This is a genomic window from Nonomuraea rhodomycinica, assembly GCF_013363995.1.
GTDB classification, from domain to species: Bacteria; Actinomycetota; Actinomycetes; order Streptosporangiales; family Streptosporangiaceae; genus Nonomuraea; species Nonomuraea rhodomycinica.
Window position 1 is genome coordinate 394,667 of record NZ_JABWGO010000007.1, and the last position, 23,657, is coordinate 418,323.

The following is a 23,657-nucleotide window of genomic DNA, read 5'->3' on the forward strand; positions in this document are numbered from 1 at the left end:
CGGCTTGGACGCATGGTGTCCCAAGGATGGACGGGGTTTTACCGTGTCACGCCCATTCCGGGCTGGTGCGCGCGTAAGGGTGAAGTGTTCGGCATGCGAGACCCGTCGGGAGACGCAGACGTGACCACACCTGGGGATCCGAACCAGCCCCGTCCGGGGCGGGAGCCGCGCGACGGCCGCGAGGACGGCGACGACTACCTCGGCTCCGGCGGCCCTTCCGCGCCCGACGAGGCGGGCGGCTCGGCGCCGGCCCGTCCGGGGACGCCGGAGCCGCCGCTCGGCCCGGTGCCTCCGGTCGTGCCGCAGCCCGAGGGGCCGCGTCCGGGCGGTGAGCCGCGTCCCGCGCCGGTGCCCGAGCCCGGTGGTGAGCCGCCGGTGCACCCGCCGGGGCCCGACCAGCCCACCACGCCGGAGGTGCCGGACCCGACGCGGGTCCAGGGCGGCCGGCCGGGCGCGGAGGAGCCGGACGCGGAGACGACGCAGGCGTACCCGGTGCCGGGTGCCACCCCGGCCTATCCCGGCTGGGAGGGCACGGCTGAGCCGCCTCCCACGCCGCCGGGCACGTCGGCCCCGTCCCGTTTCGAACAGCCGTCCGCGGGCGCTCCTGGCTCTCCTGAAGGCGCGCCCGGTGCTGCGGGAGGTCCGTACGGGCCGGGGGCCCCGTCCGGTCCGTACGCGGCGGGCGCTCCGGCCTCGGGCACGCCAGGGGCCGGAGGTTCGTGGGGCGAGCCGGCCCCGCCCGGCACCTCGCCCTCCAGCCCGTACGGCGGGCCGCCCGGCGGAGGGCCCTACGGCCCCATGCCGGGCCCCGGCGGATACGTGCCGCCGCCGCCCGGCGGCTACCCGCCCTCCTACCAGAAGGCCCCGCCGGGCAGCGGCCTGGCCACGGCGTCGCTGGTGCTGGGGGTGGCCAGCCCGTTCCTCGTGTTCGTCTGCTTCGCCGGCGTGCTGACCGCGATCCTGTCGATCGTGTTCGGCGGGGTCGCGCTGAGCAGGGGCGTGGGCAAGGGCCGCGCCCTGGCGGGGATCGTGATCAGCGTCCTCGCGCTGATCCTCTTCACGATCGTGGCCATGTGGTTCTGGAGCGTGGTGCAGGACTGCGGCCGGTTGCCGGGGCAGCTCGCCGACCAGTGCTTCCGGAGCAGGTTCCCCTGGATCGACCGTCCCCGGTGACCAGCGGTCAGGGGCGTTCAGGCGAGGGGCAGGTGCGCGGACAGGTCGGCCCGTGACCCGCTCGCCGCGACGGCGCCCTCGGCCACGGCCTCGTCCCAGCCCCGGCGGCCGACGGCCAGCTCGATCCAGGTGCGGGGGCTCATCTCGACGACGTTCGGCGGGGTGCCGCGGGTGTGCCGGGGCCCCTCGATGACCTGCGCCGCCGCGTACGGCGGGATGCGCACCTCGACCGTGCGGCCGGGCGCGGTCGTGGCGAGCCGGTCGAGCAGGTGGCGTACGGCCTGCCGGGCGGCGTCGCGCTCGGGCTCCAGGCCCCGGTCGTAGGCGGTCAGCACGGCCTCGACCAGCGCGCCGGGCAGCGCGGCGGCGGGGCCGTCGTACGCGGGCTGGTCGAGCGCGACGAGCTGGGCGTCGAGCGCGGCCCTCAGCTTCTCGGGGTCCGGTCTGCGTGGTGGCACCCGCCCATTCTGCTCCGTCCGGCGGTGCGATCGGGTCCGGCCGTCCCGGCGGGTGCCCGTTTCCTCCCTGGGAGCGTTCATCGTGCCGGAGGTTCCCGTTCACCTGTGGTTTCGACACCCGCCGTAGCGTCCTGGCCGAACTACCGTGCACACCTTTGGAGTACCCGTGGCGAACCGGCACCTTCCGCTGCTTCCCAGCCCGCACAAGTCCGGCCGTTCGGCGATGACCTGCCAGTTCCGCTGCGGCAACGCGTGCGCGCACGAGGTGGGCAACGCGAGCGGCAACGCCTACTTCGGCGACGTCGTGGCCGAGGCGCTGACCCGGCGGGGCGTGCTGCGCGCCGGCGCCCTCGGCGCGCTGGTCGTGGGCGCCGGCGTGGCGGGCGCCGTGCCCGCGCTGGCCGAGCCGACCCCCGAGGCCGTCCCCGAGGACGCGGCCCGGTTCGGTGGCGGCGGCGACCTGCGTTTCAGCCCCGTGCCCCCGAACAAGGACGACGCGCTGCGCGTCCCCGACGGCTACGCCTCGGCCGTGGTGGTGCGCTGGGGCGACCCGGTGCTGCCCGACGCCCCCGCGTTCGACTTCGACAACCAGAGCGCCGAGGCGCAGGCCAAGCAGTTCGGCTACAACTGTGACTACGTGACGATGTTCCCGATGGGACGCGACCGGGCCCTGCTGTGGGTGAACCACGAGTACACCAACGAGGCCCTGATGTTCCGCGGCTACAAGGACGGCACCGCCGCCCCCGAGGAGCAGATCCGGATCGCGCTGGCCGCCCACGGCGGCTCGGTGGTCGAGGTGGAGCGGGTGCGCGGCACCGGCCAGTGGAAGCTGGTGACGAAGGGCCGCCGGCGCTACAACCGCCGGATCACGGCGCTCACGCCGATGCGCTTCACCGGCCCGGCCGCGGGCAGCGACCTGCTGAGGACGGCCGCCGACCCGGCCGGGCTCAAGCCGGTGGGCATGCTCAACAACTGCTCCGGCGGCACCACCCCCTGGGGCACGGTGCTGACCGCCGAGGAGAACTTCGACCAGTACTTCGTCAACGGCGACAAGGTGCCCGCCGCGCAGAAGCCGTACATCTCCCGCTACACGATCCCGTCGGGCATCGCCTCCGGCAACCGGCGCTTCGACCGCGTGGAGGAGCGCTTCGACCTGGCCAAGCACCCGAACGAGGTCAACAGGTTCGGCTGGGTCGTGGAGATCGACCCGTTCGACCCGGACGCGGCGCCGGTCAAGCGGACCGCGCTCGGCCGCTTCAAGCACGAGGCCGCCAACACGACGCTGGCCCGCGACGGCCGGGTCGTCGTCTACATGGGCGACGACTCGCGCTTCGAGTACGTCTACAAGTTCGTCTCCAAGGACCGCTACATCCAGGGCTTCGACCGGCACAACCGCAAGCTGCTGGACGAGGGCACGCTGTACGTGGCCAAGTTCACCGGCGACAGCCCGGCGGCCGAGATCGACGGCTCCGGCAAGCTGCCGTCGGACGGCGCGTTCGACGGGTCGGGCGAGTGGATCCCGCTGGTCTCGGGCGACACGTCGTTCGTGGACGGCATGACCGCCGCCGAGGTGCTGGTCTACACCCGCGCCGCCGCCGACAAGGTGGGCGCCACGAAGATGGACCGGCCCGAGGACATGGAGCGCAACCCGGTCAACGGCGCCGTCTACGTCGCGCTGACCAACAACTCCAACCGCGTCCCGGCGCAGGTCGACGAGGCCAACCCGCGCCCGTCGAACAAGCACGGCCACGTCCTGGAGCTGGTGGAGCGGCGCGACGACGCCGGTTCGACCACGTTCGCCTGGTCGCTGGTGCTGGTCTGCGGCGACCCGAACGACGCCTCCACCTACTTCGCCGGCTACGACAAGACCAAGGTCTCGCCGATCTCCTGCCCCGACAACGTGGCCTTCGACCGCGACGGCAACCTGTGGATCGCCACCGACGGCAACGCGCTCGGGTCGAACGACGGCCTGTTCGTGACGCCGGTGCGGGGCAGGGAGCGCGGGCACGTGCGCCAGTTCCTCACGGTGCCGATCGGCGCGGAGACCTGCGGCCCCATGGTCACCTCGGACCAGCGCAGCGTGTTCGTCGCGGTGCAGCACCCGGGCGAGGTGGACGGCGCGACCCCCGACAGCCCGGTCAGCCACTGGCCCGACGGCGAGGGCGGCCAGCCCCGGCCGTCGGTCGCGGTCACCTGGCACTCCCAGGGCAAGAAGATCGGCGCCTGAAAAAGCTGTTGCCCTCAAGTTAACTTGAGGTCCTACTCTTCCATGCATGAGCATGGAAGTGATCGCATGGCAGCAGCTCTACTCGATGGGCAACCAGAAGGAGCGTCGCCCGATCTCCCGGGCGACGCTCCGCCGTGTCTGGGGCTTCGCCCGGCCCCACCGCCGCAGGATCACGCTGTTCCTGGGGCTCAGCATCGTGATGGCGGCGCTGGCGGTCGCGCCTCCCGTGCTCGCCGGCCGGGTGCTCGACGCGATCGGCAAGGGTGAGCCGCTCGGCGTCGTGGTGGGCCTGGCCGCGCTGATCGGCGGACTGGCCGTCGCCGAGGCGGGCCTCGGGCTGGTGAACCGGTGGCTGTCGTCGAGCCTGGGCGAGGGGCTGATCCTCGACCTGCGCACGGCCGTCTTCGACCACGTGCAGCGCATGCCGATCGCGTTCTTCACCAGGACCCGTACCGGTGCGCTGGTCAGCCGCCTCAACAACGACGTGATCGGCGCGCAGCGGGCGTTCACCGACACGCTGTCCAGCGTCGCGGGCAACGTCGTGACGCTCGTGCTGTCGCTCACCGTGATGGTCGGCATCTCGTGGCAGATCACGCTGCTGGCCCTGCTGCTGCTCCCGGCGTTCGTGCTGCCGGCGCGGCGGGTCGGCGTCCGGCTGGCCCGGATGCGGCGCGAGGCGGCCGACCACAACGCCGCGATGGGCACGCAGATGACCGAGCGGTTCTCGGCGCCCGGCGCGACCCTGGTCAAGCTGTTCGGGCGGCCGGTCCGCGAGTCGGAGGAGTTCGCCGCGCGGGCCCGCCGGGTGCGCGACATCGGCGTCCGCACCGCGATGGCGCAGTCGGTGTTCGTGACCGCGCTGACGCTGGTCTCCGCGCTCGCCCTGGCCCTCGTGTACGGCCTGGGCGGCTTCTACGCGCTGCGCCACCAGCTCGACGCGGGCTCGGTGGTGGCGCTGGCGCTGCTGCTCACCCGCCTGTACGCCCCGCTGACGGCGCTGGCCAGCGCCCGGGTGGACGTCATGAGCGCGCTGGTGAGCTTCGAGCGGGTCTTCGAGGTGCTGGACCTGGAGCCGCTGATCAAGGAGCGGCCCGGCGCGGTGGCCGTGCCGGAGGGGCCGGTCTCGGTGGAGTTCGACGACGTGCGCTTCGCCTACCCGTCAGCCGACAAGGTGTCGCTCGCCTCGCTGGAGGAGGTCGCCGCCCTCGACAACCGCGGCGGGGTCGAGGTGCTGCACGGCGTCTCGTTCCGGGCCGAGCCGGGTCAGATGGTCGCCCTGGTCGGCTCGTCCGGCGCGGGCAAGTCCACGATCGCGCAGCTCCTGCCCCGCCTGTACGACGTGGACGAGGGCGCCGTCCGGCTGGCCGGGGTGGACGTGCGGGACCTGACCGCCGCCTCGATCCGCGAGACGCTCGGCATGGTCACCCAGGACGGCCACCTGTTCCACGACACGATCCGGGCCAACCTGCTGTTCGCCCGGCCGGAGGCGACGGAGGAGGAGGTCTGGGACGCGCTGCGCCGCGCCCGGCTCGGCGCGCTGGTCGAGTCGCTGCCCGACGGGCTCGACACCGTCGTGGGCGAGCGCGGCTACCGGCTGTCGGGCGGCGAGCGGCAGCGGCTGACCATCGCCCGCCTGCTGCTCGCCCGGCCCCAGGTGGTGATCCTCGACGAGGCCACGGCCGCGCTCGACTCCACCTCCGAGGCGGCCGTGCAGGAGGCGCTGGGCGAGGCGCTGGCCGGCCGTACCGCGGTGGTGATCGCGCACCGGCTGTCCACGGTCCGCGCGGCCGACCAGATCCTGGTGATCGAGGACGGGCGGGTCGTCGAGCGGGGGACCCACGCCGAGCTCCTCGCCGCGGGGGGCCGCTACGAGGAGCTGTACCGCACTCAGTTCGCCGAGCCGGCGGTGGCCGAGGCCGCCGCGGCCGGGGAGCCGGTGGCGGCCGGCGCCTGAGCCGGCAGGGCGTCCTCCGGCGCGCCGGAGGACGCCCGCCGGGAGCGCAGCGCGTACAGGCTGACCGGGATGCCCACCAGCACGATGGTCGCGGCGACGACCAGCGTGAACCGGTAGGCGTCCAGGAAGGCGGCCGGGTCCGCGCTGCCGCCCCGGTGGGCGTTCAGGAGCGCCCCGAGGACCGTGATGCCGAGCAGCCCGAACACCTGGCGGGAGACGTTCAGCACGCCGGAGGCGACGCCCGAGCGGCCCTGGGGCATCGCGCCGACCACGGCGGCGGTCAGCGGGACCAGCAGGCCGGCGCCGACGCCGTACAGCACGAACCAGGGCAGGACGTCGGTGTAGCCGCCGTCGGCGCCGACACCGGACATCAGGAAGAGGGCGACGCCCATGAGCGCGATGCCGGCGGCCACGGTGCGGGCGATGCCGATCGCCGTGCTGATCCGCTGCGACAGCATCGCGACGACCGCCATGACCAGGGCCATCGGCACGAACGCGGCGCCCGCCTCGATGGGGGAGAAGCCCAGCGTGTTCTGCAGCCACAGGGCGCTGAAGAAGTAGACGCCGAACACGCCGAACGACCACAGGCCGCTGGTCAGCGCGCCGCCGGAGAACACCCGCGACCGGAAGACCGACAGGTCGATCATCGGCTCCGCGGCCCGCGTCTCGACCAGCACGAACGCCACGGCGGCGGCCACCGTCAGGCCGAGCGCGCCGAGGATCTCGGGCGAGGTCCAGCCGGCGCCCTCGCCCTCGATGAGCGCGTACGTCAGCGCGACCAGGGCGACGGCGGAGCTGGCCAGGCCCGGGACGTCCAGGCTGCGCCGTACCCGGGTGAAGGAGGGGCGCACCGCCCACAGCGCGAGCCCGAGCGTCACCGCGCCGATCGGCACGTTGATGAGGTAGATCCAGCCCCAGTGCAGCCGCTCGCTGATGAAGCCGCCGGCCAGCGGCCCGAGCGCCATCGACAGGGAGCCGGTCGCGCTCCAGATGCCGATGGCCCTGCCCCGCTCGCCGGGGTCGGAGAAGATCTGGCCGATCAGCGAGAGCGTGGTCGGGGTCAGCAGCGCCGCGCCGACGCCCTGGACGGCGCGGGCCGCGATGAGCGCCGCCTGCCCGGTGGCCAGGCCCGCGGCCAGCGACGCCAGCGTGAAGACGGCCAGGCCGGCCAGGAACGTCCGCCGCGCGCCGATCACGTCGGCGAGCCGGCCGCCGACCAGCATCAACCCGGCGAAGACCAGGATGTAGCCGCTGACGATCCACTCCAGCCCGGAGATCGTCAGTCCCAGCTCCCGCTGGATCGTCGGCAGGGCCACGTTGCCGATGTTGTTGTCGAGGTACGTCATGAAGGTGCCGAGCGTCACCGCTCCGAGCGCCCACCACTTCTTCCGGTCCACGGGGGTCTCCTATACGCCGTACTTGTACGTCGTATAGCTAACTTGTACGGCGTATAGTTGTCAACCGTGATGGGAAAACTGAGCGCGACCGCGATCGTCGAGCGGGCCCTGGAGATCGGCGACACCGAGGGGCTCGACGCCGTGACGATCCGCCGCCTGGCCACCGACCTCGGCGTCACGCCGATGGCGCTGTACTGGCACTTCAAGAACAAGGAACAGCTCGTGGTCGGCCTGGCCGACCACCTCATCGCCGGGTTCGCGCCCGAGTCCGACGACGACGACCGGCCGTGGCGCGAGCGCATGCGCGACCTCATCGAGGGGCTGGTCAGGCTGCTGCGCACCCACCCGTGCGCCAAGAGCGTGCTGGAGCAGGTCGACCAGGTCGCGGTGCCGAGCTTCCTCGCCGTCTGGGACCTGGCCCTCGGCCTGGCCCGGCGGGCCGGCTTCGACACGGAGCAGAGCTGCCTGATCTCCAAGTACATCCTGCAGAGCGCCATCGCCATCGCCGACGCGCCGGTCCACTACTCCGCGCGGTACACGCCCGAGGAGGCGGCCGAGATCGTCCGGCGCAAGCGGGTCACCCTCCAGTCGCTGCCCGCCGACCGCTACCCGTACCTGGTGGAGATGGCGGCGCCCATGGTCGGCGGCATCTCCCGCGAGACGTACGACACCTTCGGCGTGGACCTCATCCTCAGCGGCATCGAATCCCTGGCCGCGCGCCGCTAGGGTCTGATCATGACCTTCCAGCTCGTGTGCGAGATCGAGCCGCCGACCAAGCCCGACCTGAAGCGCGTGCGCCACCAGATCGGCACGCTGAGCACCATCGCCGACACCTTCCTCATCCCCGACAACCACATCGGCCGGGCGACCGTGTCGAGCGTGGCCGTCGCGCACGAGGTGCAGGCGATGGGCGGGCGCAGCATCGCCTGCCTCAACTCCCGCGACCGCAACCTGCTCGGGTTCCGGCGCGACCTGCTGACGGCCGCCGCCTACGGGGTCGAGCGCTTCCTGTTCGTCTACGGCGACAAGCCGGCGAGCGGCAACCGCACCAGCGACCTGACGGTGCGCTCGATGATCGAGGAGGCCAGGGAGTTCTCACCGGGAGTCCAGGTCGGCGCGGCGGCCGGGTTGCGCCCGTTGCCCGCGTGGAAGCGGGCGGCCGACTTCCTGTTCGTCCAGGCCGGGTTCTCGACGGAGGCGCTGCTGCGCTGGCGCGAGGCCAACCAGGTGGAGGCGCCGGTGTACGCGGGCGTCATCGTCATCGCCAGCGAGCGCCACGCGCACGCCCTGTCGGCGGCGATCCCCGACATCGCGATCCCGGACGACCTGGTGCGCCGGGTGGCGGCCGACCGGATGGCGGGCGTGGACGCGGCCTGCGAGCGGGTGCTGGCCATCCGCGACTCCGGCGCCTTCGACGGCGTCCACCTGATCCCGGTCAGCCGCTACCGCGACGTCGAGGCGCGCCTGTCAGCCGCCCTCAGGTGAGCGGACGGGGGAAGGCGAGCGGGCGAGGGCGGACAGGGCAGCGCCGAGGAGGGCGACGCCGCACAGCACCGTGTACGCCCGCGCGAACCCGTCCATCAGCCGCGCCACCCCCACGGGCGACAGCTCCGACAGCGTCCCCGCGTACACCTGGGCCCCCAGCGACGGCCCCACGGAGGCGGCCAGCACGCTGAGCGACACCCCCACGCTGAGCACGACGCCGACGTTCATGACCATCAGCCGGAACCCGTTGACCACCCCCAGGCTCCCGCCCGGCAGCGCGCGCATCACGTGCGTGGTGTTGCCGGTCAGGAACGCGCCGCTGCCGCACCCGGCCACGAACAGCCCCACGCCGATCACCCAGTACGGCGTGCCGGCCCCCGCCGTCAGCGCCAGCGCCGCCAGCCCCGCCGCGCTCATCAGCGCCCCGCCCACGGCCAGCGCGTACGGCGAGACCCGCCGCCCGAGCGCGCCCGTCACCGGCGAGGCCACCGCCATACCCACCGGCACCGGCAGCACGCCGAGCCCGGCCGTGAAGGCGTCCACGCCCCGGGCTGCCTGGAAGTACAGCGCCACCAGCAGGATCAGCGACGCCCGCGCCATGGCGTTGCAGAACGACGCGAGGTTGGCGCAGGCCAGCAGCCGCCCGCCGAACAGCCGCGGGTCCAGCACCGGATGCGCGGCCCGCCGCTCCACCAGCACGATCACCGGCGCCAGCACCGCGAACACCACCCCGCCGGCGACCACGACCGGGGCGGTCAGGCCGGCCGACCCCGCCTCCGACAGGGCCAGCAGCAGGGCCGACAGCGCCGCGAACACCAGCGCGTTGCCCAGCGCGTCCACCGGTTGCCGCGGCCCGCGGGGCATGCGCCGCAGCGTCATGGCGCCCCAGGCCACCGCGACGATCCCGGCCGGCACGTTGACCCAGAAGATCCACTGCCAGCCGGCCGTCTCGGCGATCAGCCCGCCCAGCGTGGGCCCGGCGAGCTGGGCCACCGACAGGGTGCCGATGTAGACGCCCATGCCCTGGCTGAGCCGGTCCGGCGGGAACGCGTCGGTGATGATGACGGTGCCGTTGGCCAGGATCATCGCCGCCCCGACGGCCTGCACCACGCGCATCGCGACCAGGAACCACACCCCGGGGGCGAACCCGGCCAGCAGCGAGGCGGCGGTGAACAGGGCGAAGCCCGCCAGGTACACCTCGCGCCGCCCCACCAGGTCGGCCACCCGGCCGAAGAACACCAGGCTGGCCGTGTTGACCAGCAGGAACGACAGCAGGATCCAGCCCGACTCGAACGGCCCCGCGTGGAAGTGCCGCACCACCGAGGGCAGCGCCACGTTGAGCGTGCTCCCGGCGATCCCGATCAGCACCAGGCCGAGGCTCGTGACCGAGCACACCCGCCAGGCGTAGCGCATCCGGGAGGAGTACTCGGCCGCCGAGCCGCGGGAGCCGAGCTGCTCAGCGCGCACGCTTGCGCAGCCCCTCCAGGTCGTGGATCACCACCCGCCGCCGGCCGGTCTCGATCAGGCCCCGGTCGCGCAGGGTGCGTAACGCCTTGCTCACCGCCTCGCGGGAGGCGCCGGTCCAGCCGGCCAGCTCGTCCTGGGAGAGCGGCAGCGCCACCCGCACCCCGCCGTTGGTCTTCTCGCCGTAGCGGTCGGCCAGCTCCAGCAGCCGCGTCGCCACGCGTCCGGTGGTGTCGAACGCGCCGTACTCGACGCGCTTGCGGTCGGCGTCGCGCAGCCGTCCGGTGATGAGCCGCATGAGCAGCACCGCCACCCGCCCGTGGGCCTGGAGGAACGCGGGGAAGTCGCGGATCACGACGCCGGCGACCGGCTCCAGCGTGGTCACGGTCGCCGAGCGCGGTGAGCCGTCGATGGCGCACATCTCGCCGAGCAGGGCCCCCGGCCCGCGGACTGCCAGCACCACCTCCGTGCCGCCGCTGGTGTGCGAGGACACCTTGACCCGGCCCTCGGTCAGCACGAGCACCCAGTCGGTGGTGTCGCCCTCGGCCATCACGGTGGACCCCCGCTCCCACCGGCGCGGCCGGCCGGCGGCGCGCAGGGCGGCGACCTCGTCGGGGGTGAGCATGGAGAGGAACTCGCCGGGCTCAGGGTTCATGGGCCCGATTATGTCCGCGAAGTGGCCGCCCGTTCTACGGCAAGGAGGTCAGAACGTACGCCGCGACGGGCTCCTCCTTGCCCTTGAGGCTCAGCCTGCCCAGCGGCGTGACCTCGGCGCCGTACCCGAGCTGCCGCAGCGTGGTCTCGCCGATGACGACCGTGCCCGGCTCGGCGAGCGACTGGAGCCGGGCGGCCACGTTCACGCAGTCGCCCATGGCGTTGAAGCCGCGCAGCCGCGGGCTGCCGATGTTGCCCACGAGGGCCGGCCCGGTGTTGACCCCGACCCGGAACGTCGGCCACTCCACGTCGTCCACCCGCTCCCAGGAGACCTCCTCGGCGATCTCGGCGGCGGCCCGCTGCATGGCGAGGGCGGCCCGGCAGGCCGCCGCGGCGTGGTCCTGCTGCGCGGCGGGTGCGTTGAACAGCGCGAGCAGCGCGTCGCCCACGAACTGCACGATCGTGCCGCCGTTGTCGAGGATGCAGGGCACGGCCGCCGAGTGGTAGCGGTTGAGCATCTCGACGATCTCGTCGGGCGTGACCCGCTCGGAGAACGTGGTGAACCCCTTGAGGTCGGCGAACAGCGCGGTCAGCTCCTTGAGCCGGCCGCCGAGCTCGGCCTGCGACGGGTCGGCCAGCAGGGCCTGCGCCACGTCGGGCGACATGTACTGCCGGAACAGGGTGTCGAGCTCCTGGTAGAGGCGGGCGTTCTCCAGCGAGATCGACAGCTGCCCGGCCAGCGCGGCGGCCAGCGCCTCGTCCTGCCGGGTACGGCCGACGGGCACCTCCAGCGCCCCGGCCAGCCGGCCCTTGACGGTCAGCGGGAAGGCGAGCAGGTGGTCGCGCCGCTCCGGCTGGTGGCCGGGGAAGTCGTACGAGCGGGAGCCGATGTGGGCGCGGCCCTCCGAGACCAGGCCGATCCGCACCTCGCCGAACGCCTGGCGGACGCGTTCGAGCGCGTCGGTCAGCAGCTCGCTCTCGGGCAGGCCGACACGGGTGCGCGTGCTCACGTCCACGAGCGCGGCCAGCCGCTCCGACAGCTCCCGCTCGTCGGCCAGCGCCCGGCCCGCCCGGTCGAGCACGGCGGCCTGGCCCTCGTTGAGCCGGAACTTCCCGGACAGCCGGGTCGCGGCCAGCGGTTCGCCCCGCCGTACGTGCTCGACCAGCTCCTCCAGCGCCTCGTCGTACTGCGCCTGGATGCGCGCCACGGTCGCCGACAGCGCCACCGAGTCGAACAGGCCCGCGCTCGACCCCTCGCGCCGGAACTGCAGGTAGGCGCTGTAGGCGACGAACCCGAACGCGAAGGTCAGCAGGAGGTGCCACTCCCACCAGGTCAGGTGCCAGTTGTGCTGTGACATCCCGGCCGCCATCGACTCGGCGAGCAGCGCGTACGCGGTGACGAGGCTGACCAGCATGGCCGAGGGCCGCCGCCGGTGCAGCCGGAACATCATCACGGCCGCCGCCACGTAAAGCACGATGCCGGGCACCGAGGCCCACGCCACCCAGGAGGCGTACGCGGTCAGCGGCGGCTCGCTGAGCGGCGTCAGCCCGTCGACCAGCGAGGCCAGTCCCCACAGGACCATGAAGCCGACCAGCGCGCCGCGGATCACGTGCCGGGCGGCGAGCACGGCCGCCGCCGCCCGCTCGCCCAGCGGCAGCGCCGAGGCGGACGCGAACCCCGCGGCGAGGGTGAGCCCGGCCTGCTGCCCGAGGTCGAACCCGACCGACCCGGTCGGCAGGATGACCCGCGGCGTGGCGAGCCCGTGCAGGAAGAAGAATCCGGCGCTGGTGAGGAAGACCATCGAGACGAGGAACAGCCGGGCGTCCGCACGCCGGGACGAAGCCTGGCTGATGAGCCCGCCGAGCACCACGTTGACCCCGGCCACCATGATGATCATCCAGAAGTGGCCGGGGTTGTGCTGCCACATGACGTTCAGGTGCGGCTCACTGAGCAGGAGCCAGAGGCCGAGCAGCGGGAGCGCCAGGTGAAGGGCCCAGACGACCCCCCGCACGGGCTGGGTGGCGGGCGGGAGGTAGGGGCTCTCCGTCGGCACGGTGCATCCTCCGTCGCGTGGGCTGACCCGATTATCCATCGGGGGCGCCTCCGCCGAACGCGTCCTTTTACGCAGAGCCGATCATCTTGACGGGTCAAGTGGCGTCAATGGTCATAGTCACGATTTGTGCCGTGATGAACACGTTATGTAGCAGCTGTCATCCGCTGGAACGGTTGAAACGTGAACCTCATGCTCAACATGAGCACCAGCCCTTGGGAAGGAAAGCCGTGGCTATGAAGGTTCGCGGTGGGCGCACGCTCACGCTCGCCACTGTCGGAGCGCTCGCGCTGTCGCTCCTCGCCGTCGGTGGCGTGGCCACCGCCTCGTCGGGCGGCGAGGTGTACGCGTGCGTCAACAAGAAGTCGCGGTACGCCCGCATCGTCAACCCCTCCACGCCGTGCCGGAAGACCGAGATCCGGATGGTGATCGGCGGCGGCACCTCGACCACCACGGTCACGGAGGGCACGAAGGGAGACACCGGCGCTCAGGGCCCGAAGGGCGACACCGGCCCCCAGGGTCCCCGCGGTCCGCAGGGCCTGCCCGGCAAGAACGGCCTCAACGGCAAGGACGGCGTCAACGGCAAGGACGGCGTCAACGGCAAGGACGGCGTCAACGGCAAGGACGGCAAGGACGGCCTTCCGGGCAAGGACGGCAAGGACGGTCTCAACGGCAAGAACGGTGAGGACGGCAAGGACGGGAAGAACGGCGTCGACGGGAAGGACGGCAAGGACGGCCTCCCCGGCAAGCCGGGCAAGGACGGCGAGGACGGCAAGCCCGGCCTCCCCGGCAAGGACGGCAAGGACGGTCTCAACGGCAAGGACGGCAAGGACGGCGCCACCTACACGAGCTACACCAAGAACGCCTCGCTCAGCGGCGGCTCCGGATCGGTCTCCTGCGGCACCGGCGAGCTCGTCACCGGCGGCGGCTTCAGTGTCAGCCCGGCCTACACGGTGACCTCCAGCATGCCCAGCGGCAACGGCTGGTCCGTGAGCGCGATCAAGAACGGCAAGGAGAACGACGTCAGCCCGGGCTCCGTCTACGTCGTCTGCCTCAAGAAGACCTCCTGAGCGGACGGCGAAGGGCCGGTACGGCGTACCGTACCGGCCCTCACCATGTCACAGACCTCAGCCGAACAGAGCGGGCAAGGTCCCCGTGTGGGTCTCGCGCAGCTCGGAGACCGGCACCTCCAGCACGCCCTCGACGACCAGCGCGTCGCCCCCGGTGACGCCCAGCCCGTAGCAGGGCACCTCGTGCTCGGCGCACAGCGCGGCGAACTCCTCGAACACCTCCGGCCGGACCGCCACCAGCGCCCGCGCCGCCGACTCGCTGAACAGCCCGGTGAACGGGTCGTCGTTCAGCGTCACGGTGGCGCCGACGCCCCGGGCGAGGCACGCCTCGGCCAGCGCGATCGCCAGACCGCCGTCGGACAGGTCGTGCGAGCCCTCCAGGAGCCCGCCCCGGGCGGCCTCGACCAGCACGGTGGCCAGCGCCTGCTCGGCCTCCAGGTCGGCCTGCGGCGGCAGCCCGCCCAGGTGGCCGTGGACGACGTGCGCCCACTCCGACCCGCCGAACTCCTCGCGGGTCTCGCCGAGCAGTGCCACCCGCAGCCCCTCGCCGGTGAACCCGGACGGCACCCGCCGGGCCACGTCGTCGATCACGCCGAGCACGCCGACGACCGGCGTCGGGTGGATGGCGGCGGAGCCGGTCTGGTTGTAGAAGGAGACGTTGCCGCCGGTCACCGGCACGCCCAGGGTGCGGCAGGCGTCGGCCAGGCCGCGCACGGCCTCGGCGAACTGCCACATGACCTCGGGGTCCTCGGGGGAGCCGAAGTTGAGGCAGTTGGTGACGGCGAGCGGCTTGGCGCCGGTCACGGCGACGTTGCGGTACGCCTCGGCCAGCGCGAGCTGCGCCCCCGCGTACGGGTCGAGCTTGGCGTAGCGGCCGTTGCCGTCGGTGGCGAGCGCGATGCCGCGCGTCGTCGGCTCCGCCCCCGCCATCACCTCGGAGACCCGCAGCACGCCGGCGTCGGCCGGCTGGGCCAGCACGGTGTTGGAGCGGACGTAGCGGTCGTACTGGGAGGTCACCCACTCCTTGTCGGCCAGGTTGGGTGAGCCGAGCAGCCGCAGCAGGGTCGCGCGCAGGTCGGCGGGCCGCTCCAGCCGGTCGGGGGTGTCGGCGTTGAGCGCGGCCTGACCGGCGGGCTCCTGGTAGGGGCGCTCGTAGACGGGGCCCTCGTCGGCGGCGGTGCCCGGCGGGATGTCCACGATGACCTCGCCGTCCCACGTCATCACGAGGCGGCCGGTGTCGGTGACCTCGCCGATGACGGTGGCCGGCACGTCCCACTTCTCGCAGATCGCCATGAACGCCGGGATGTCCTCGGGACGCACGACGGCCATCATGCGCTCCTGGGACTCGCTCATCAGGATCTCCTCGGGCCGCAGCGACGGGTCGCGCAGCGGGACGAGGTTGAGGTCGACGGCCATGCCGCCGGTGCCCTTGGCGGCCAGCTCGGTCGTGGCGCAGGAGACGCCGGCCGCGCCGAGGTCCTGGATGCCGACGACCACGTCGGCCGCGTACAGCTCCAGGCAGCACTCGATGAGCAGCTTCTCCATGAACGGGTCGCCCACCTGCACGGCGGGCCGCTTGGCGTGCGACTCGTCCTCGAACGTGGCGCTGGCGAGCACCGAGGCGCCGCCGATGCCGTCGGGGCCGGTCGAGGCGCCGAACAGCACGACCTTGTTGCCGGGGCCGGGCGCGGTGGCCAGCTTGATCTGGTCCTTGCGCAGCAGGCCGACGCACAGCGCGTTGACCAGCGGGTTGCCGATGTAGCAGGGGTCGAAGACGACCTCGCCGCCGATGTTGGGCAGGCCCAGGCAGTTGCCGTAGTGGCTGATGCCCTCGACGACGCCGGGCAGCACCCGCCGCGTGTCGGGGGCGTCGGCGGCGCCGAAGCGCAGCGCGTCCATGACCGCGATCGGGCGGGCGCCCATCGACATGATGTCGCGCACGATCCCGCCGACGCCGGTGGCCGCGCCCTGGTGCGGCTCGACGTACGACGGGTGGTTGTGGGACTCGATCTTGAACGTGGCGGCCCAGCCGTCGCCGATGTCCACCACGCCGGCGTTCTCGCCCATGCCGACGAGCAGCGCCTCGGACTTCGGCGCCTTGGTGGCGAACTGCCGCAGGTGCACCTTGGACGACTTGTACGAGCAGTGCTCGGACCACATGACGCTGTAGATGGCCAGCTCGGAGCCGGTGGGACGGCGGCCGAGGATCTCCTTGACCCGGTCGTACTCGTCCTGCTTCATCCCCAGCTCGGCGAAGGGCATCGGCTCGTCAGGGGTGCTCTGCGCGCGCTTGACGGAGTCGGTGCTCATGCGTTCACCAGCTTCTTGAGGATGGAGGTGAAGAAGCCGAGGCCGTCGGTGCTCGGGGCGCCGACGAGCTCCTCGACCGCGTGCTCGGGGTGCGGCATGAGGCCGACCACGTTGCCCGCCTCGTTGGTGATGCCGGCGATGTCGTTCATCGAGCCGTTCGGGTTGCCGATGTAGCGCACGACCACCCGGCCGGTGGCCTCCAGCTCGGCGATGGTGTCGGCGGAGGCGACGTAGCGGCCCTCGCCGTGCTTGACCGGCAGCACGATCTCCTGGCCCTGGCCGAAGGCCGACGTCCACGCGGTGTCGTTCTGCTCGACGCGCACGCGCTGGTCGCGGCAGACGTAGTGGAGCGAGGCGTTGCGGGTCAGCGCGCCCGGCAGCAGGTGGGCCTCGCAGAGGATCTGGAAGCCGTTGCAGGTGCCGAGCACGGGCAGCCCGGCGCGGGCGGCCGGGATGAGCTCGTCCATGAGCGGCGCGAACCGGGAGATCGCGCCGCAGCGGAGGTAGTCGCCGTAGGAGAAGCCGCCCGGCAGGAACACCGCGTCGACCCCCTTCAGGTCGTGGTCGGCGTGCCACAGCGGAACCGCCTGCGCGCCCACGAGGTGCACGGCTCTGGCGGCGTCCTGGTCGTCGAGAGTTCCTGGAAACGTGACTACGCCCACACGGGCAGCGCTCATGACAGTCGTCCCCTTCTGAGGAATGCGCACGCACGCCACCGTCTCTCAAGGGTGTACGGGGGCGGCACACCCCAGGTTATCGGGTGCGACCGGATGTTCCTCGCCGGGCATGCGCACCGGAGGGTCGCGCGCGGGTCAGACGGCGGCGAGCTCGCGGGGACGGGCCTCGGCCTCGTCGTCCCAGGACAGCAGCTTGCGCAGGTGGACCGTGGTGCCCCGGCCGGGGGTGACGCCGAAGGAGATCTCGTCGACCACGGAGCGCATGATGAGCAGCCCCCGGCCGTTCTCGGTGTCGGAGGGAGGGAAGTGCAGCGGCATGGAGGGGAGGCCGCCGCCGTTGTCGGCCACGCGCACGTCGCAGCGGCCGTAGCCGATCGCCGCGGTCACTTCGTACCGGTTGCCCGGACCGCCGTGCCGGACGGCGTTGGAGCACGCCTCGGAGACGGCGAGCAGCATGTCGGAGATGCAGGTCTCGCTCACGCTGAGCGAGCGCATCGCGTCTCCGAGCACCCGCCTCACCATCGGTATGCCGATCGCATCCCGGGGCAGTGCCAACGAGAACTCAATATCCACCGGACTCCTCCGGGCTCCGGAATGTCACCTGGAGTAGGTTTCCCCGTGAAAACGGGGCTAACCGCAAAATCACGCTGTTGTTATTTACTGTTGGCACGCCCGTGGCATTGTGGCACGCCCGAACCCGGCTTTAAGCCCCCAAGGGGAAATCCGGCCGCCAAATGTGACGTCTAGCCCTCAACCCGGACGGTGTAGTCCTCGATCACGGTGTTGGCGAGCAGGGTCTCGGCCATCTTACGGACCTCGGCCAGCGCCGTCTCGTCGGCCGGGCCGTCCAGCTCGATCTCGAACCGCTTGCCCTGGCGTACCTCCGACACCCCGGAGAAGCCCAGCCGGGGCAGCGCACGGGCGATCGCCTGCCCCTGGGGGTCGAGAATCTCCGGCTTCAGCATGACGTCTACGATGACGCGCGCCACTGCGTTCCTCCTGGTACGGCGGGTTGGGAAAGCCAGCCTACCGGCGCGTGTGGCAGACGGTACAACGGGAACGGGGAAGTGCATGGGGCTTGCGCGGAGGGCTGTGACGTCTGCCACGATGTCCCCACATGCGTACGAACCACCACCACATGGTCCGACGCTCACAAGGCCGGCATGAGGTGGCAATCCCGCCCGAATCGGCCCCGACCGCACAGGAGTGGCACGTGACCGCCGACGCCTCTCGTGGTGCCGCAGCACCTCCGGAGCTCGTCCAGCTCCTCACCCCGGAGGGTGAGCGCGTTGAGCACCCCGACTACGACATCGACCTCAAGCCCGAGGAGGTCAGGTCGCTCTACCGCGACCTGGTGCTCGTCCGGCGCATCGACCTGGAGGCCGTCGCCCTGCAACGTCAGGGTGAGCTCGGCATCTGGGCCTCGCTGCTCGGCCAGGAGGCGGCGCAGATCGGCTCCGGCCGCGCCCTGACCGACGCCGACATGGCCTTCCCCACCTACCGCGAGCACGGTGTCGCCTGGTGCCGCGACGTCGACCCGGTCAAGCTGCTCGGCCTGTTCCGGGGCGTCAACCACGGAGGCTGGGACCCCAAGGAGCACAACTTCCACCTCTACACGATCGTCATCGGCAGCCAGACCCTGCACGCGGTCGGCTACGCCATGGGCGTCCAGCGCGACGACGCGCCCTCGGCCACCATCGCCTACTTCGGCGACGGCGCCACCTCCCAGGGCGACGTCAACGAGTCGTTCATCTGGGCCAGCGTCTTCAACGCGCCGATCGTGTTCTTCTGCCAGAACAACCAGTGGGCGATCTCCGAGCCGCTGGAGAAGCAGACCCGCATCCCCCTCTACCGGCGGGCGTCCGGCTTCGGCTTCCCCGGCATCCGCGTCGACGGCAACGACGTCTTCGCGTGCCTCGCGGTCACCCGGCAGGCGCTCAAGAACGCCCGCGAGGGCCAGGGCCCCACCCTGATCGAGGCGTACACGTACCGGATGGGCGCCCACACCACGACCGACGACCCCACCCGCTACCGGGTCGCCAGCGAGCTGGAGGCGTGGAAGCTCAAGGACCCCATCGAGCGGGTCAAGTCGTACCTGTTCAAGAACGAGCTGGCCGACCAGGCGTTCTTCGACTCCGTCGAGGCCGAGGCCGACCAGCTCGGAGCCGACCTGCGCAGGCGCTGCCTGGCCATGCCCGACCCCGGGCCGCTCGACATCTTCGACCACGTCTACGCGGAGCCCCACCCGCTGATCGACGAGGAGCGCGCCCAGTTCGCCGCCTACCTGGAGGGCTTCGAGCAGCGATGACGATCCTGAGCCTGTCCAAGGCGCTCAACGAGGGCATGCGCAAGGCGATGGAGGACGACCCCAAGGTCCTCATCATGGGAGAGGACGTCGGCAAGCTCGGCGGCGTCTTCCGCGTCACCGACGGCCTGCAGAAGGACTTCGGCGAGGACCGGGTCATCGACACCCCGCTCGCCGAGTCGGGCATCATCGGCACCGCCATCGGCCTCGCGCTGCGCGGCTACCGGCCGGTGTGCGAGATCCAGTTCGACGGGTTCGTCTTCCCCGCGGCCGACCAGATCATCACCCAGCTCGCCAAGATGCCGATGCGCTCGCTCGGCGCGATCAAGCTGCCCGTGGTCGTCCGCATCCCGTGCGGCGGCGGCATCGGCGCGGTCGAGCACCACAGCGAGTCGCCCGAGGCGTACTTCACCCACACCGCCGGCCTGCGCGTCGTCGCCTGCTCCAACCCCGCCGACGCCTACACGATGATCCAGCAGGCGATCCGCTGCGACGACCCGGTCATCTTCTTCGAGCCCAAGCGCCGCTACTGGGAGAAGGCCGACATCGACACCGCCGACACCGGCTGGTGGACCCCCCTCGACAAGGGCAAGGTCGTCCGGCCGGGCACCGACGCCACGCTCGTCGCGTACGGGCCGATGGTCAAGACCTGCCTGGAGGCCGCGAAGGCGGCCGAGGACGACGGCAGGTCCCTGGAGGTCATCGACCTGCGCTCGCTCAACCCGCTCGACACCCCGCTCGTCATGGACTCCGTCCGCCGCACCGGCCGCGTCGTGGTGGTGCACGAGGCGCCGGTCAACAGCGGGTTCGGCGCCGAGCTGGCGGCCCGGATCACCGAGCAGTGCTTCTACCACCTGGAGGCCCCGGTGCTGCGCGTCGGCGGGTTCTCCACCCCGTACCCCCCGTCCAAGCTGGAGGAGCACTACCTGCCCGACCTGGACAGGGTGCTCGACGCCGTCGACCGCTCCTTCGGCTTCTGAGAGGGGACTCGTTTTCATGCGACGTGAGTTCAAGCTCCCCGACGTCGGCGAAGGGCTGACCGAGGCGGAGATCGTCCGCTGGCACGTCAAGGAAGGCGACGCGGTCAAGGTCAACCAGATCGTCGTCGAGATCGAGACGGCCAAGTCGATCGTCGAGCTGCCGATCCCCTGGGACGGGGTGGTCGCCGGGCTGATGGCCGAGGCGGGCCAGACAGTCGACGTGGGCGTGCCCATCATCGCCGTCGACACGGCCGAGGAGGGCGAGGCGCCCGCGCAGGCCCCGTCCGGGCAGGCCGCGTCCGGCGCGGCCGAGGCCCCCGGCCGCGGCGAGGCGCTGGCCGACGACATGGTGCCGCGGCCGCCCGCCGAGGGCGCGGTCGAGCCGGGCGTCCACGGCAGCCCGGCGCCCAAGGAGGAGCGCCAGGCGGTCCTGGTGGGCTACGGGGTGAAGACCGGCGCCACCAAGCGCCGCCCCCGCAAGCCCTCCCCGGCCGCCCCCGGTGCCCAGCACGCGGCGGCCGCCCGGACGGCGCCGGCCCGGCCCTCCGCCGTGCCGCCCGCTCCCGTTCCGGCCACGCCGGCTCCGGCCGCCCCCGTCCCCGGGCGGGTGGCGGTGCTCGCCAAGCCGCCGGTCCGCAAGCTGGCCCGCGACCTCGGCGTCGACCTGACCACGCTGACCGGCTCGGGCCCGCAGGGCACCATCACCCGCGACGACGTCCACGCCGCCGCCCGTTCCCCCCAGCCCGCCGCGCCGGCTGGGGAGCGCGCGACGACCTGGACGGCCGAGCGCGGCCCGCGCGAGGAGCGCGTCCCGGTCAAGGGAGTGCGGAAGATGACGGCCCAGGCCATGGTGGCCAGCGCCTTCACCGCCCCGCACGTCACCGAGTTCCTCCAGGTGGACGTCACCGAGACGATGGCGGCGGTCCGCCGGCTGCGCGAGCTGCCCGACTTCGCCGAGGTCAAGGTCTCGCCGCTGCTCCTCGTGGCCAAGGCGGTGCTCGTCGCCGCCCGGCGCCACCCGATGATCAACTCGGCCTGGGACGAGCAGGCCCAGGAGATCGTGGTCAAGCACTACGTGAACCTGGGCATCGCCGCCGCCACCCCGCGCGGCCTCGTGGTGCCCAACGTCAAGGACGCCCACGAGCTGTCCCTGCCCGAGCTGGCCAGGCGGCTCACCGAGCTCGCCGAGACGGCCAGGGCCGGCCGCGCCCAGCCCGCCGACATGGCGGGCGGCACGTTCACGATCACGAACGTGGGCGTGTTCGGCGTCGACGCGGGCACCCCCATCCTGAACCCCGGCGAGGCCGCGATCCTCGCCTTCGGCCAGGTCAGGGACATGCCCTGGGTGGTGGACGGCGAGCTGGCGGTGCGCAAGGTCACCACGCTGGCGCTGTCGTTCGACCACCGGATCGTGGACGGCGAGCTGGGCTCGCTGTTCCTCCGCGACGTCGGCGCCATGCTGGAGGACCCGCTGCGCATGCTCGCCTGGAACTGACGCGTGAGGCTCGGGGCGGACGGCCCCCGCGAGTCGTCCGCCCCACGCCGGACCGGCGTGCCGCGCCTCGGTAGGGTGATCGCATGATTCGCCATGTCGTGCTGTTCACCTGGACCGATGACGCCACCGACGAGCAGAAGGCGGCGGTGCCGGCCGCGCTGGAGAAGCTGCCGGCCGCCATCCCGCAGATCCGCGCCTACACCTTCGGTCCCGACGCGGGCATCAATCAGGGCAACCACGACTTCGCGGTGGTCGCCGACTTCGACAACCTCGACGACTACGTGATCTACCGCGACGACGCCGTGCACCAGGCCGTGATCGCGGAGCACATCAAGCCCATCCTGGCGAGCCGCGCCGCCGTCCAGCTCAGTCTGTAGCCTCGGGCGGCCGCTCGTCCGTCCAGCCGAGCCGCCGCACCGCGTACGCGTCGAGCACATCGCCGCTCACCACGGTCTGCACGGCCAGCAGGTCGCCGCTCGTGGGGTCGATGACCAGCTGCTGCCGGATGAACGCGTTGCCGTGCTCCAGCGCGATGCCGGTACGCCCCTCGGTGTCGTGGGCCCGCCCGACGACGTCCGCGCCGGGGAGGCCGGCCAGCATCCGGTAGACCGCCGCCCTCGCGCGGGGCGTCGCCGCGCTGTCCAGGAGGATCCAGCGGGCCGCGGCCCACAGCCATTCCTCGTCCTTGTCCACGCGGTCTTTCGGACGCTGCCTCAGCAACAGGGCCTTGAGCGCCCCGGCCTCCTCGGGCAGCGTCGCCTGCTTGAGCCTCATCGGCATGAAGAAGACCTTGCCGATCTGGCAGTCGTCGTGATCGCCGCAGAGCTTCGGCGAACCTGCCTTCTTCCACGCCCTCCTGTCGGCGGCGGTCGGCAGGCTGGAGGAGACGCGCCCTTGCTCGCTCCGCCGCCGCCCCTGGCGGTCGATCCACACGACCTCCGTGAGCCGGTGCTCGACGGTGAACGGGGGGTCCGCCTTGGTCCAGGCGCGCCGGGTCCGGATCGCCTCGCGCCGCCACCACGCCCCCGTGCCCGGCGGCTGCGCGGCCAGCCGGTCCGCCGCCGTCGCCAGGGCCTCCTCCGGCGAGGACGCCGTCGGAGAGGACGTCGTCGCGACGGCGGTGGCCGTGGTCGAGGGGGACACCGTCCCGGTCCGGTCACCACCCAGCCGGGGTACGACCACGGCCCCGGCCGCCAGCACGCCCGTGACGGCCGCCGCCGCGAGCGTCACCCGCGGCCAGACGGATGTCCGGCGCCGCCGCCGGGTCCCGCCCAGCACCTCCGCCCGTACGGCCAGCACCCGCGCGTGGTCGGCGGGCGGGACGTCCGGCATGACGTCGTCCACGAGCTGGAATTCCCTCATCAGAGCTCCACCCCCAGGGAGTCGCGCAGCTTGGTACGGGCCCGGCTGAGCCGGGAGGCGACGGTGCCGTTGGCGACGCCGAGCGCCGCGGCCACCTCGTCGTAGGTGAGCCCGCCGTACGCGACGAGCAGCACCACGTCGCGCTCGCCGCGCGACAGGCCGGCCAGCGCGGCCGAGAGCCCCCGCACGGTCACCCCGGCGGAGACGCGCTCCACGATCCGCTGGTCGTGGCCGTCGTCGTCCTGCGGCGGCCCGGAGCGGGCCAGCGCCCGGTAACGCCGTACCTCGGCGCGCCGGTGCCGGCCGACGAGCCTGGTGGCGATGCCGTACAGCCAGGGCCTGACCCCGCCCCGGGAGGCGTCGAAGCTGTGCCGGCGGCGGAAGGCGACGAGGAAGGTCTCCGCCGCCAGGTCCTCCGCCACGTCGAGGTCGAGCCGGCGTCCGATGTAACGGCGGATCTCCTCGTAGTGGGCGTCGAAGACGGTCGCGAACCGCTCGGGGTCCGCCACCGCTCCGTCGAGCGATGCGGTCATGCAAGGGTCTCCTTGCCGGGGAACACGGGCACCTGTGATTGCCCGTTCCCGGGGGACCCTTC

21 protein-coding genes are annotated in these 23,657 nt (G+C 72.5%); 10 read left to right on the forward strand and 11 right to left on the reverse strand.

The genetic code is table 11. The features are described 5' to 3' along the window. The first annotated feature begins 120 nt into the window (after positions 1–120). A complete protein-coding gene (locus HT134_RS28065; RefSeq protein ID WP_175603442.1) occupies positions 121–1,173 on the forward strand; it encodes a DUF4190 domain-containing protein in 1,053 nt (350 codons plus the stop codon). Positions 1,174–1,190: 17 nt separating this feature from the next. Here the strand turns inward: HT134_RS28065 and HT134_RS28070 are convergent, their stop codons facing one another. Continuing rightward, positions 1,191–1,631 (reverse strand): sterol carrier family protein, encoded by a 441-nt coding sequence (locus HT134_RS28070; protein ID WP_312888487.1) that lies wholly within the window; start codon positions 1,629–1,631, stop codon positions 1,191–1,193. Between the two features lie 223 nt (positions 1,632–1,854). Between HT134_RS28070 and HT134_RS28075 the strand changes: the two genes are divergently transcribed. Both HT134_RS28075 and HT134_RS28080 read left to right on the forward strand, forming a co-directional pair. Next, positions 1,855–3,858 carry a PhoX family protein gene (locus HT134_RS28075; RefSeq protein ID WP_175603510.1) on the forward strand — a complete coding sequence of 668 codons (2,004 nt, stop codon included), beginning with the start codon at positions 1,855–1,857 and terminating at the stop codon, positions 3,856–3,858. Positions 3,859–3,904: 46 nt separating this feature from the next. Next, positions 3,905–5,812, forward strand: a complete 1,908-nt coding sequence (locus HT134_RS28080; RefSeq protein ID WP_175603444.1) for an ABC transporter ATP-binding protein — start codon at positions 3,905–3,907, stop codon at positions 5,810–5,812. On the opposite strand, the gene HT134_RS28085 is transcribed toward HT134_RS28080, so the two are convergent. Continuing rightward, a complete protein-coding gene (locus HT134_RS28085) occupies positions 5,746–7,209 on the reverse strand; it encodes an MFS transporter (protein WP_312888488.1) in 1,464 nt (487 codons plus the stop codon). The genes HT134_RS28080 and HT134_RS28085 overlap by 67 nt on opposite strands. Positions 7,210–7,278: 69 nt before the next feature. On the opposite strand from HT134_RS28085, the gene HT134_RS28090 reads away from it, so the two are divergent. Then, complete coding sequence (locus HT134_RS28090) at positions 7,279–7,935, forward strand: TetR/AcrR family transcriptional regulator (protein WP_246365674.1); 657 nt, start codon at positions 7,279–7,281, stop codon at positions 7,933–7,935. 9 nt (positions 7,936–7,944) lie between these two features. After that, positions 7,945–8,694, forward strand: coding sequence for a methylenetetrahydrofolate reductase (locus tag HT134_RS28095; RefSeq protein WP_175603446.1), 750 nt, complete (start codon positions 7,945–7,947; stop codon positions 8,692–8,694). On the opposite strand, the gene HT134_RS28100 is transcribed toward HT134_RS28095, so the two are convergent. The 3 genes from HT134_RS28100 to HT134_RS47785 are packed head-to-tail and all read right to left on the reverse strand — an operon-like array spanning position 8,677 to position 12,866. After that, positions 8,677–10,161, reverse strand: a complete 1,485-nt coding sequence (locus HT134_RS28100) for an MFS transporter (RefSeq protein ID WP_312888489.1) — start codon at positions 10,159–10,161, stop codon at positions 8,677–8,679. The genes HT134_RS28095 and HT134_RS28100 overlap by 18 nt on opposite strands. Then, positions 10,151–10,813, reverse strand: coding sequence for a Crp/Fnr family transcriptional regulator (locus HT134_RS28105; protein ID WP_175603447.1), 663 nt, complete (start codon positions 10,811–10,813; stop codon positions 10,151–10,153). The genes HT134_RS28100 and HT134_RS28105 overlap by 11 nt, the downstream gene beginning before the upstream one ends. A gap of 34 nt (positions 10,814–10,847) precedes the next feature. Continuing rightward, complete coding sequence (locus tag HT134_RS47785) at positions 10,848–12,866, reverse strand: adenylate/guanylate cyclase domain-containing protein (protein WP_312888490.1); 2,019 nt, start codon at positions 12,864–12,866, stop codon at positions 10,848–10,850. A gap of 233 nt (positions 12,867–13,099) precedes the next feature. On the opposite strand from HT134_RS47785, the gene HT134_RS28115 reads away from it, so the two are divergent. Continuing rightward, the gene (locus HT134_RS28115) at positions 13,100–13,933 is read left to right on the forward strand and encodes a collagen-like domain-containing protein (protein WP_217708416.1); all 834 of its coding nucleotides are present in this window, start codon (positions 13,100–13,102) and stop codon (positions 13,931–13,933) included. Between the two features lie 57 nt (positions 13,934–13,990). Here the strand turns inward: HT134_RS28115 and purL are convergent, their stop codons facing one another. From purL to purS, 4 genes are all read right to left on the reverse strand, one after another. Beyond that, positions 13,991–16,243: a phosphoribosylformylglycinamidine synthase subunit PurL gene (gene purL, locus HT134_RS28120; RefSeq protein ID WP_175603449.1), complete on the reverse strand. Its 2,253-nt coding sequence runs from the start codon at positions 16,241–16,243 to the stop codon at positions 13,991–13,993. Further along, the gene (purQ, locus tag HT134_RS28125; RefSeq protein WP_175603450.1) at positions 16,240–16,920 is read right to left on the reverse strand and encodes a phosphoribosylformylglycinamidine synthase subunit PurQ; all 681 of its coding nucleotides are present in this window, start codon (positions 16,918–16,920) and stop codon (positions 16,240–16,242) included. Before purQ ends, purL begins: the two co-directional genes overlap by 4 nt. A 135-nt stretch (positions 16,921–17,055) precedes the next feature. Beyond that, on the reverse strand, positions 17,056–17,442 hold the full coding sequence (locus HT134_RS28130) for an ATP-binding protein (protein ID WP_175603513.1): 387 nt from the start codon (positions 17,440–17,442) through the stop codon (positions 17,056–17,058). 221 nt (positions 17,443–17,663) lie between these two features. Then, on the reverse strand, positions 17,664–17,909 hold the full coding sequence (gene purS / locus HT134_RS28135; RefSeq protein WP_175603451.1) for a phosphoribosylformylglycinamidine synthase subunit PurS: 246 nt from the start codon (positions 17,907–17,909) through the stop codon (positions 17,664–17,666). 224 nt (positions 17,910–18,133) lie between these two features. Here purS and pdhA point away from each other — a divergent pair, with 224 nt between their 5' ends. From pdhA to HT134_RS28155, 4 genes are all read left to right on the forward strand, one after another. Continuing rightward, on the forward strand, positions 18,134–19,228 hold the full coding sequence (gene pdhA / locus HT134_RS28140) for a pyruvate dehydrogenase (acetyl-transferring) E1 component subunit alpha (protein WP_175603452.1): 1,095 nt from the start codon (positions 18,134–18,136) through the stop codon (positions 19,226–19,228). After that, a complete protein-coding gene (locus HT134_RS28145; RefSeq protein ID WP_175603453.1) occupies positions 19,225–20,205 on the forward strand; it encodes an alpha-ketoacid dehydrogenase subunit beta in 981 nt (326 codons plus the stop codon). Before pdhA ends, HT134_RS28145 begins: the two co-directional genes overlap by 4 nt. Positions 20,206–20,221: 16 nt before the next feature. After that, positions 20,222–21,700, forward strand: a complete 1,479-nt coding sequence (locus tag HT134_RS28150; RefSeq protein ID WP_175603454.1) for a dihydrolipoamide acetyltransferase family protein — start codon at positions 20,222–20,224, stop codon at positions 21,698–21,700. Positions 21,701–21,783: 83 nt separating this feature from the next. Further along, positions 21,784–22,077 carry a Dabb family protein gene (locus HT134_RS28155; RefSeq protein WP_175603455.1) on the forward strand — a complete coding sequence of 98 codons (294 nt, stop codon included), beginning with the start codon at positions 21,784–21,786 and terminating at the stop codon, positions 22,075–22,077. Here the strand turns inward: HT134_RS28155 and HT134_RS28160 are convergent. After that, positions 22,067–23,062 (reverse strand): CU044_5270 family protein, encoded by a 996-nt coding sequence (locus HT134_RS28160; RefSeq protein ID WP_175603456.1) that lies wholly within the window; start codon positions 23,060–23,062, stop codon positions 22,067–22,069. The two genes, HT134_RS28155 and HT134_RS28160, sit on opposite strands and share 11 nt — an antisense overlap. After that, positions 23,062–23,595 (reverse strand): RNA polymerase sigma factor, encoded by a 534-nt coding sequence (locus tag HT134_RS28165; protein WP_175603457.1) that lies wholly within the window; start codon positions 23,593–23,595, stop codon positions 23,062–23,064. Before HT134_RS28165 ends, HT134_RS28160 begins: the two co-directional genes overlap by 1 nt. Between the last annotated feature and the right edge of the window lie 62 nt (positions 23,596–23,657).

Excerpts from the sequence above, each read along its gene's own strand:
- HT134_RS28075 (WP_175603510.1), top strand. The coding sequence starts at position 1,855 with ATGACCTGCCAGTTCCGCTGCGGCAACGCGTGCGCGCACGAGGTGGGC.
- HT134_RS28080 (WP_175603444.1), top strand. The coding sequence starts at position 3,905 with ATGAGCATGGAAGTGATCGCATGGCAGCAGCTCTACTCGATGGGCAAC.
- HT134_RS28090 (WP_246365674.1), top strand. The coding sequence starts at position 7,279 with ATGGGAAAACTGAGCGCGACCGCGATCGTCGAGCGGGCCCTGGAGATC.
- HT134_RS28095 (WP_175603446.1), top strand. The coding sequence starts at position 7,945 with ATGACCTTCCAGCTCGTGTGCGAGATCGAGCCGCCGACCAAGCCCGAC.
- HT134_RS28105 (WP_175603447.1), bottom strand. The coding sequence starts at position 10,813 with ATGAACCCTGAGCCCGGCGAGTTCCTCTCCATGCTCACCCCCGACGAG.
- HT134_RS28115 (WP_217708416.1), top strand. The coding sequence starts at position 13,100 with ATGAAGGTTCGCGGTGGGCGCACGCTCACGCTCGCCACTGTCGGAGCG.
- purL (WP_175603449.1), bottom strand. The coding sequence starts at position 16,243 with ATGAGCACCGACTCCGTCAAGCGCGCGCAGAGCACCCCTGACGAGCCG.
- purQ (WP_175603450.1), bottom strand. The coding sequence starts at position 16,920 with ATGAGCGCTGCCCGTGTGGGCGTAGTCACGTTTCCAGGAACTCTCGAC.
- HT134_RS28130 (WP_175603513.1), bottom strand. The coding sequence starts at position 17,442 with ATGGTGAGGCGGGTGCTCGGAGACGCGATGCGCTCGCTCAGCGTGAGC.
- HT134_RS28145 (WP_175603453.1), top strand. The coding sequence starts at position 19,225 with ATGACGATCCTGAGCCTGTCCAAGGCGCTCAACGAGGGCATGCGCAAG.
- HT134_RS28150 (WP_175603454.1), top strand. The coding sequence starts at position 20,222 with ATGCGACGTGAGTTCAAGCTCCCCGACGTCGGCGAAGGGCTGACCGAG.
- HT134_RS28155 (WP_175603455.1), top strand. The coding sequence starts at position 21,784 with ATGATTCGCCATGTCGTGCTGTTCACCTGGACCGATGACGCCACCGAC.
- HT134_RS28160 (WP_175603456.1), bottom strand. The coding sequence starts at position 23,062 with ATGAGGGAATTCCAGCTCGTGGACGACGTCATGCCGGACGTCCCGCCC.
- HT134_RS28165 (WP_175603457.1), bottom strand. The coding sequence starts at position 23,595 with ATGACCGCATCGCTCGACGGAGCGGTGGCGGACCCCGAGCGGTTCGCG.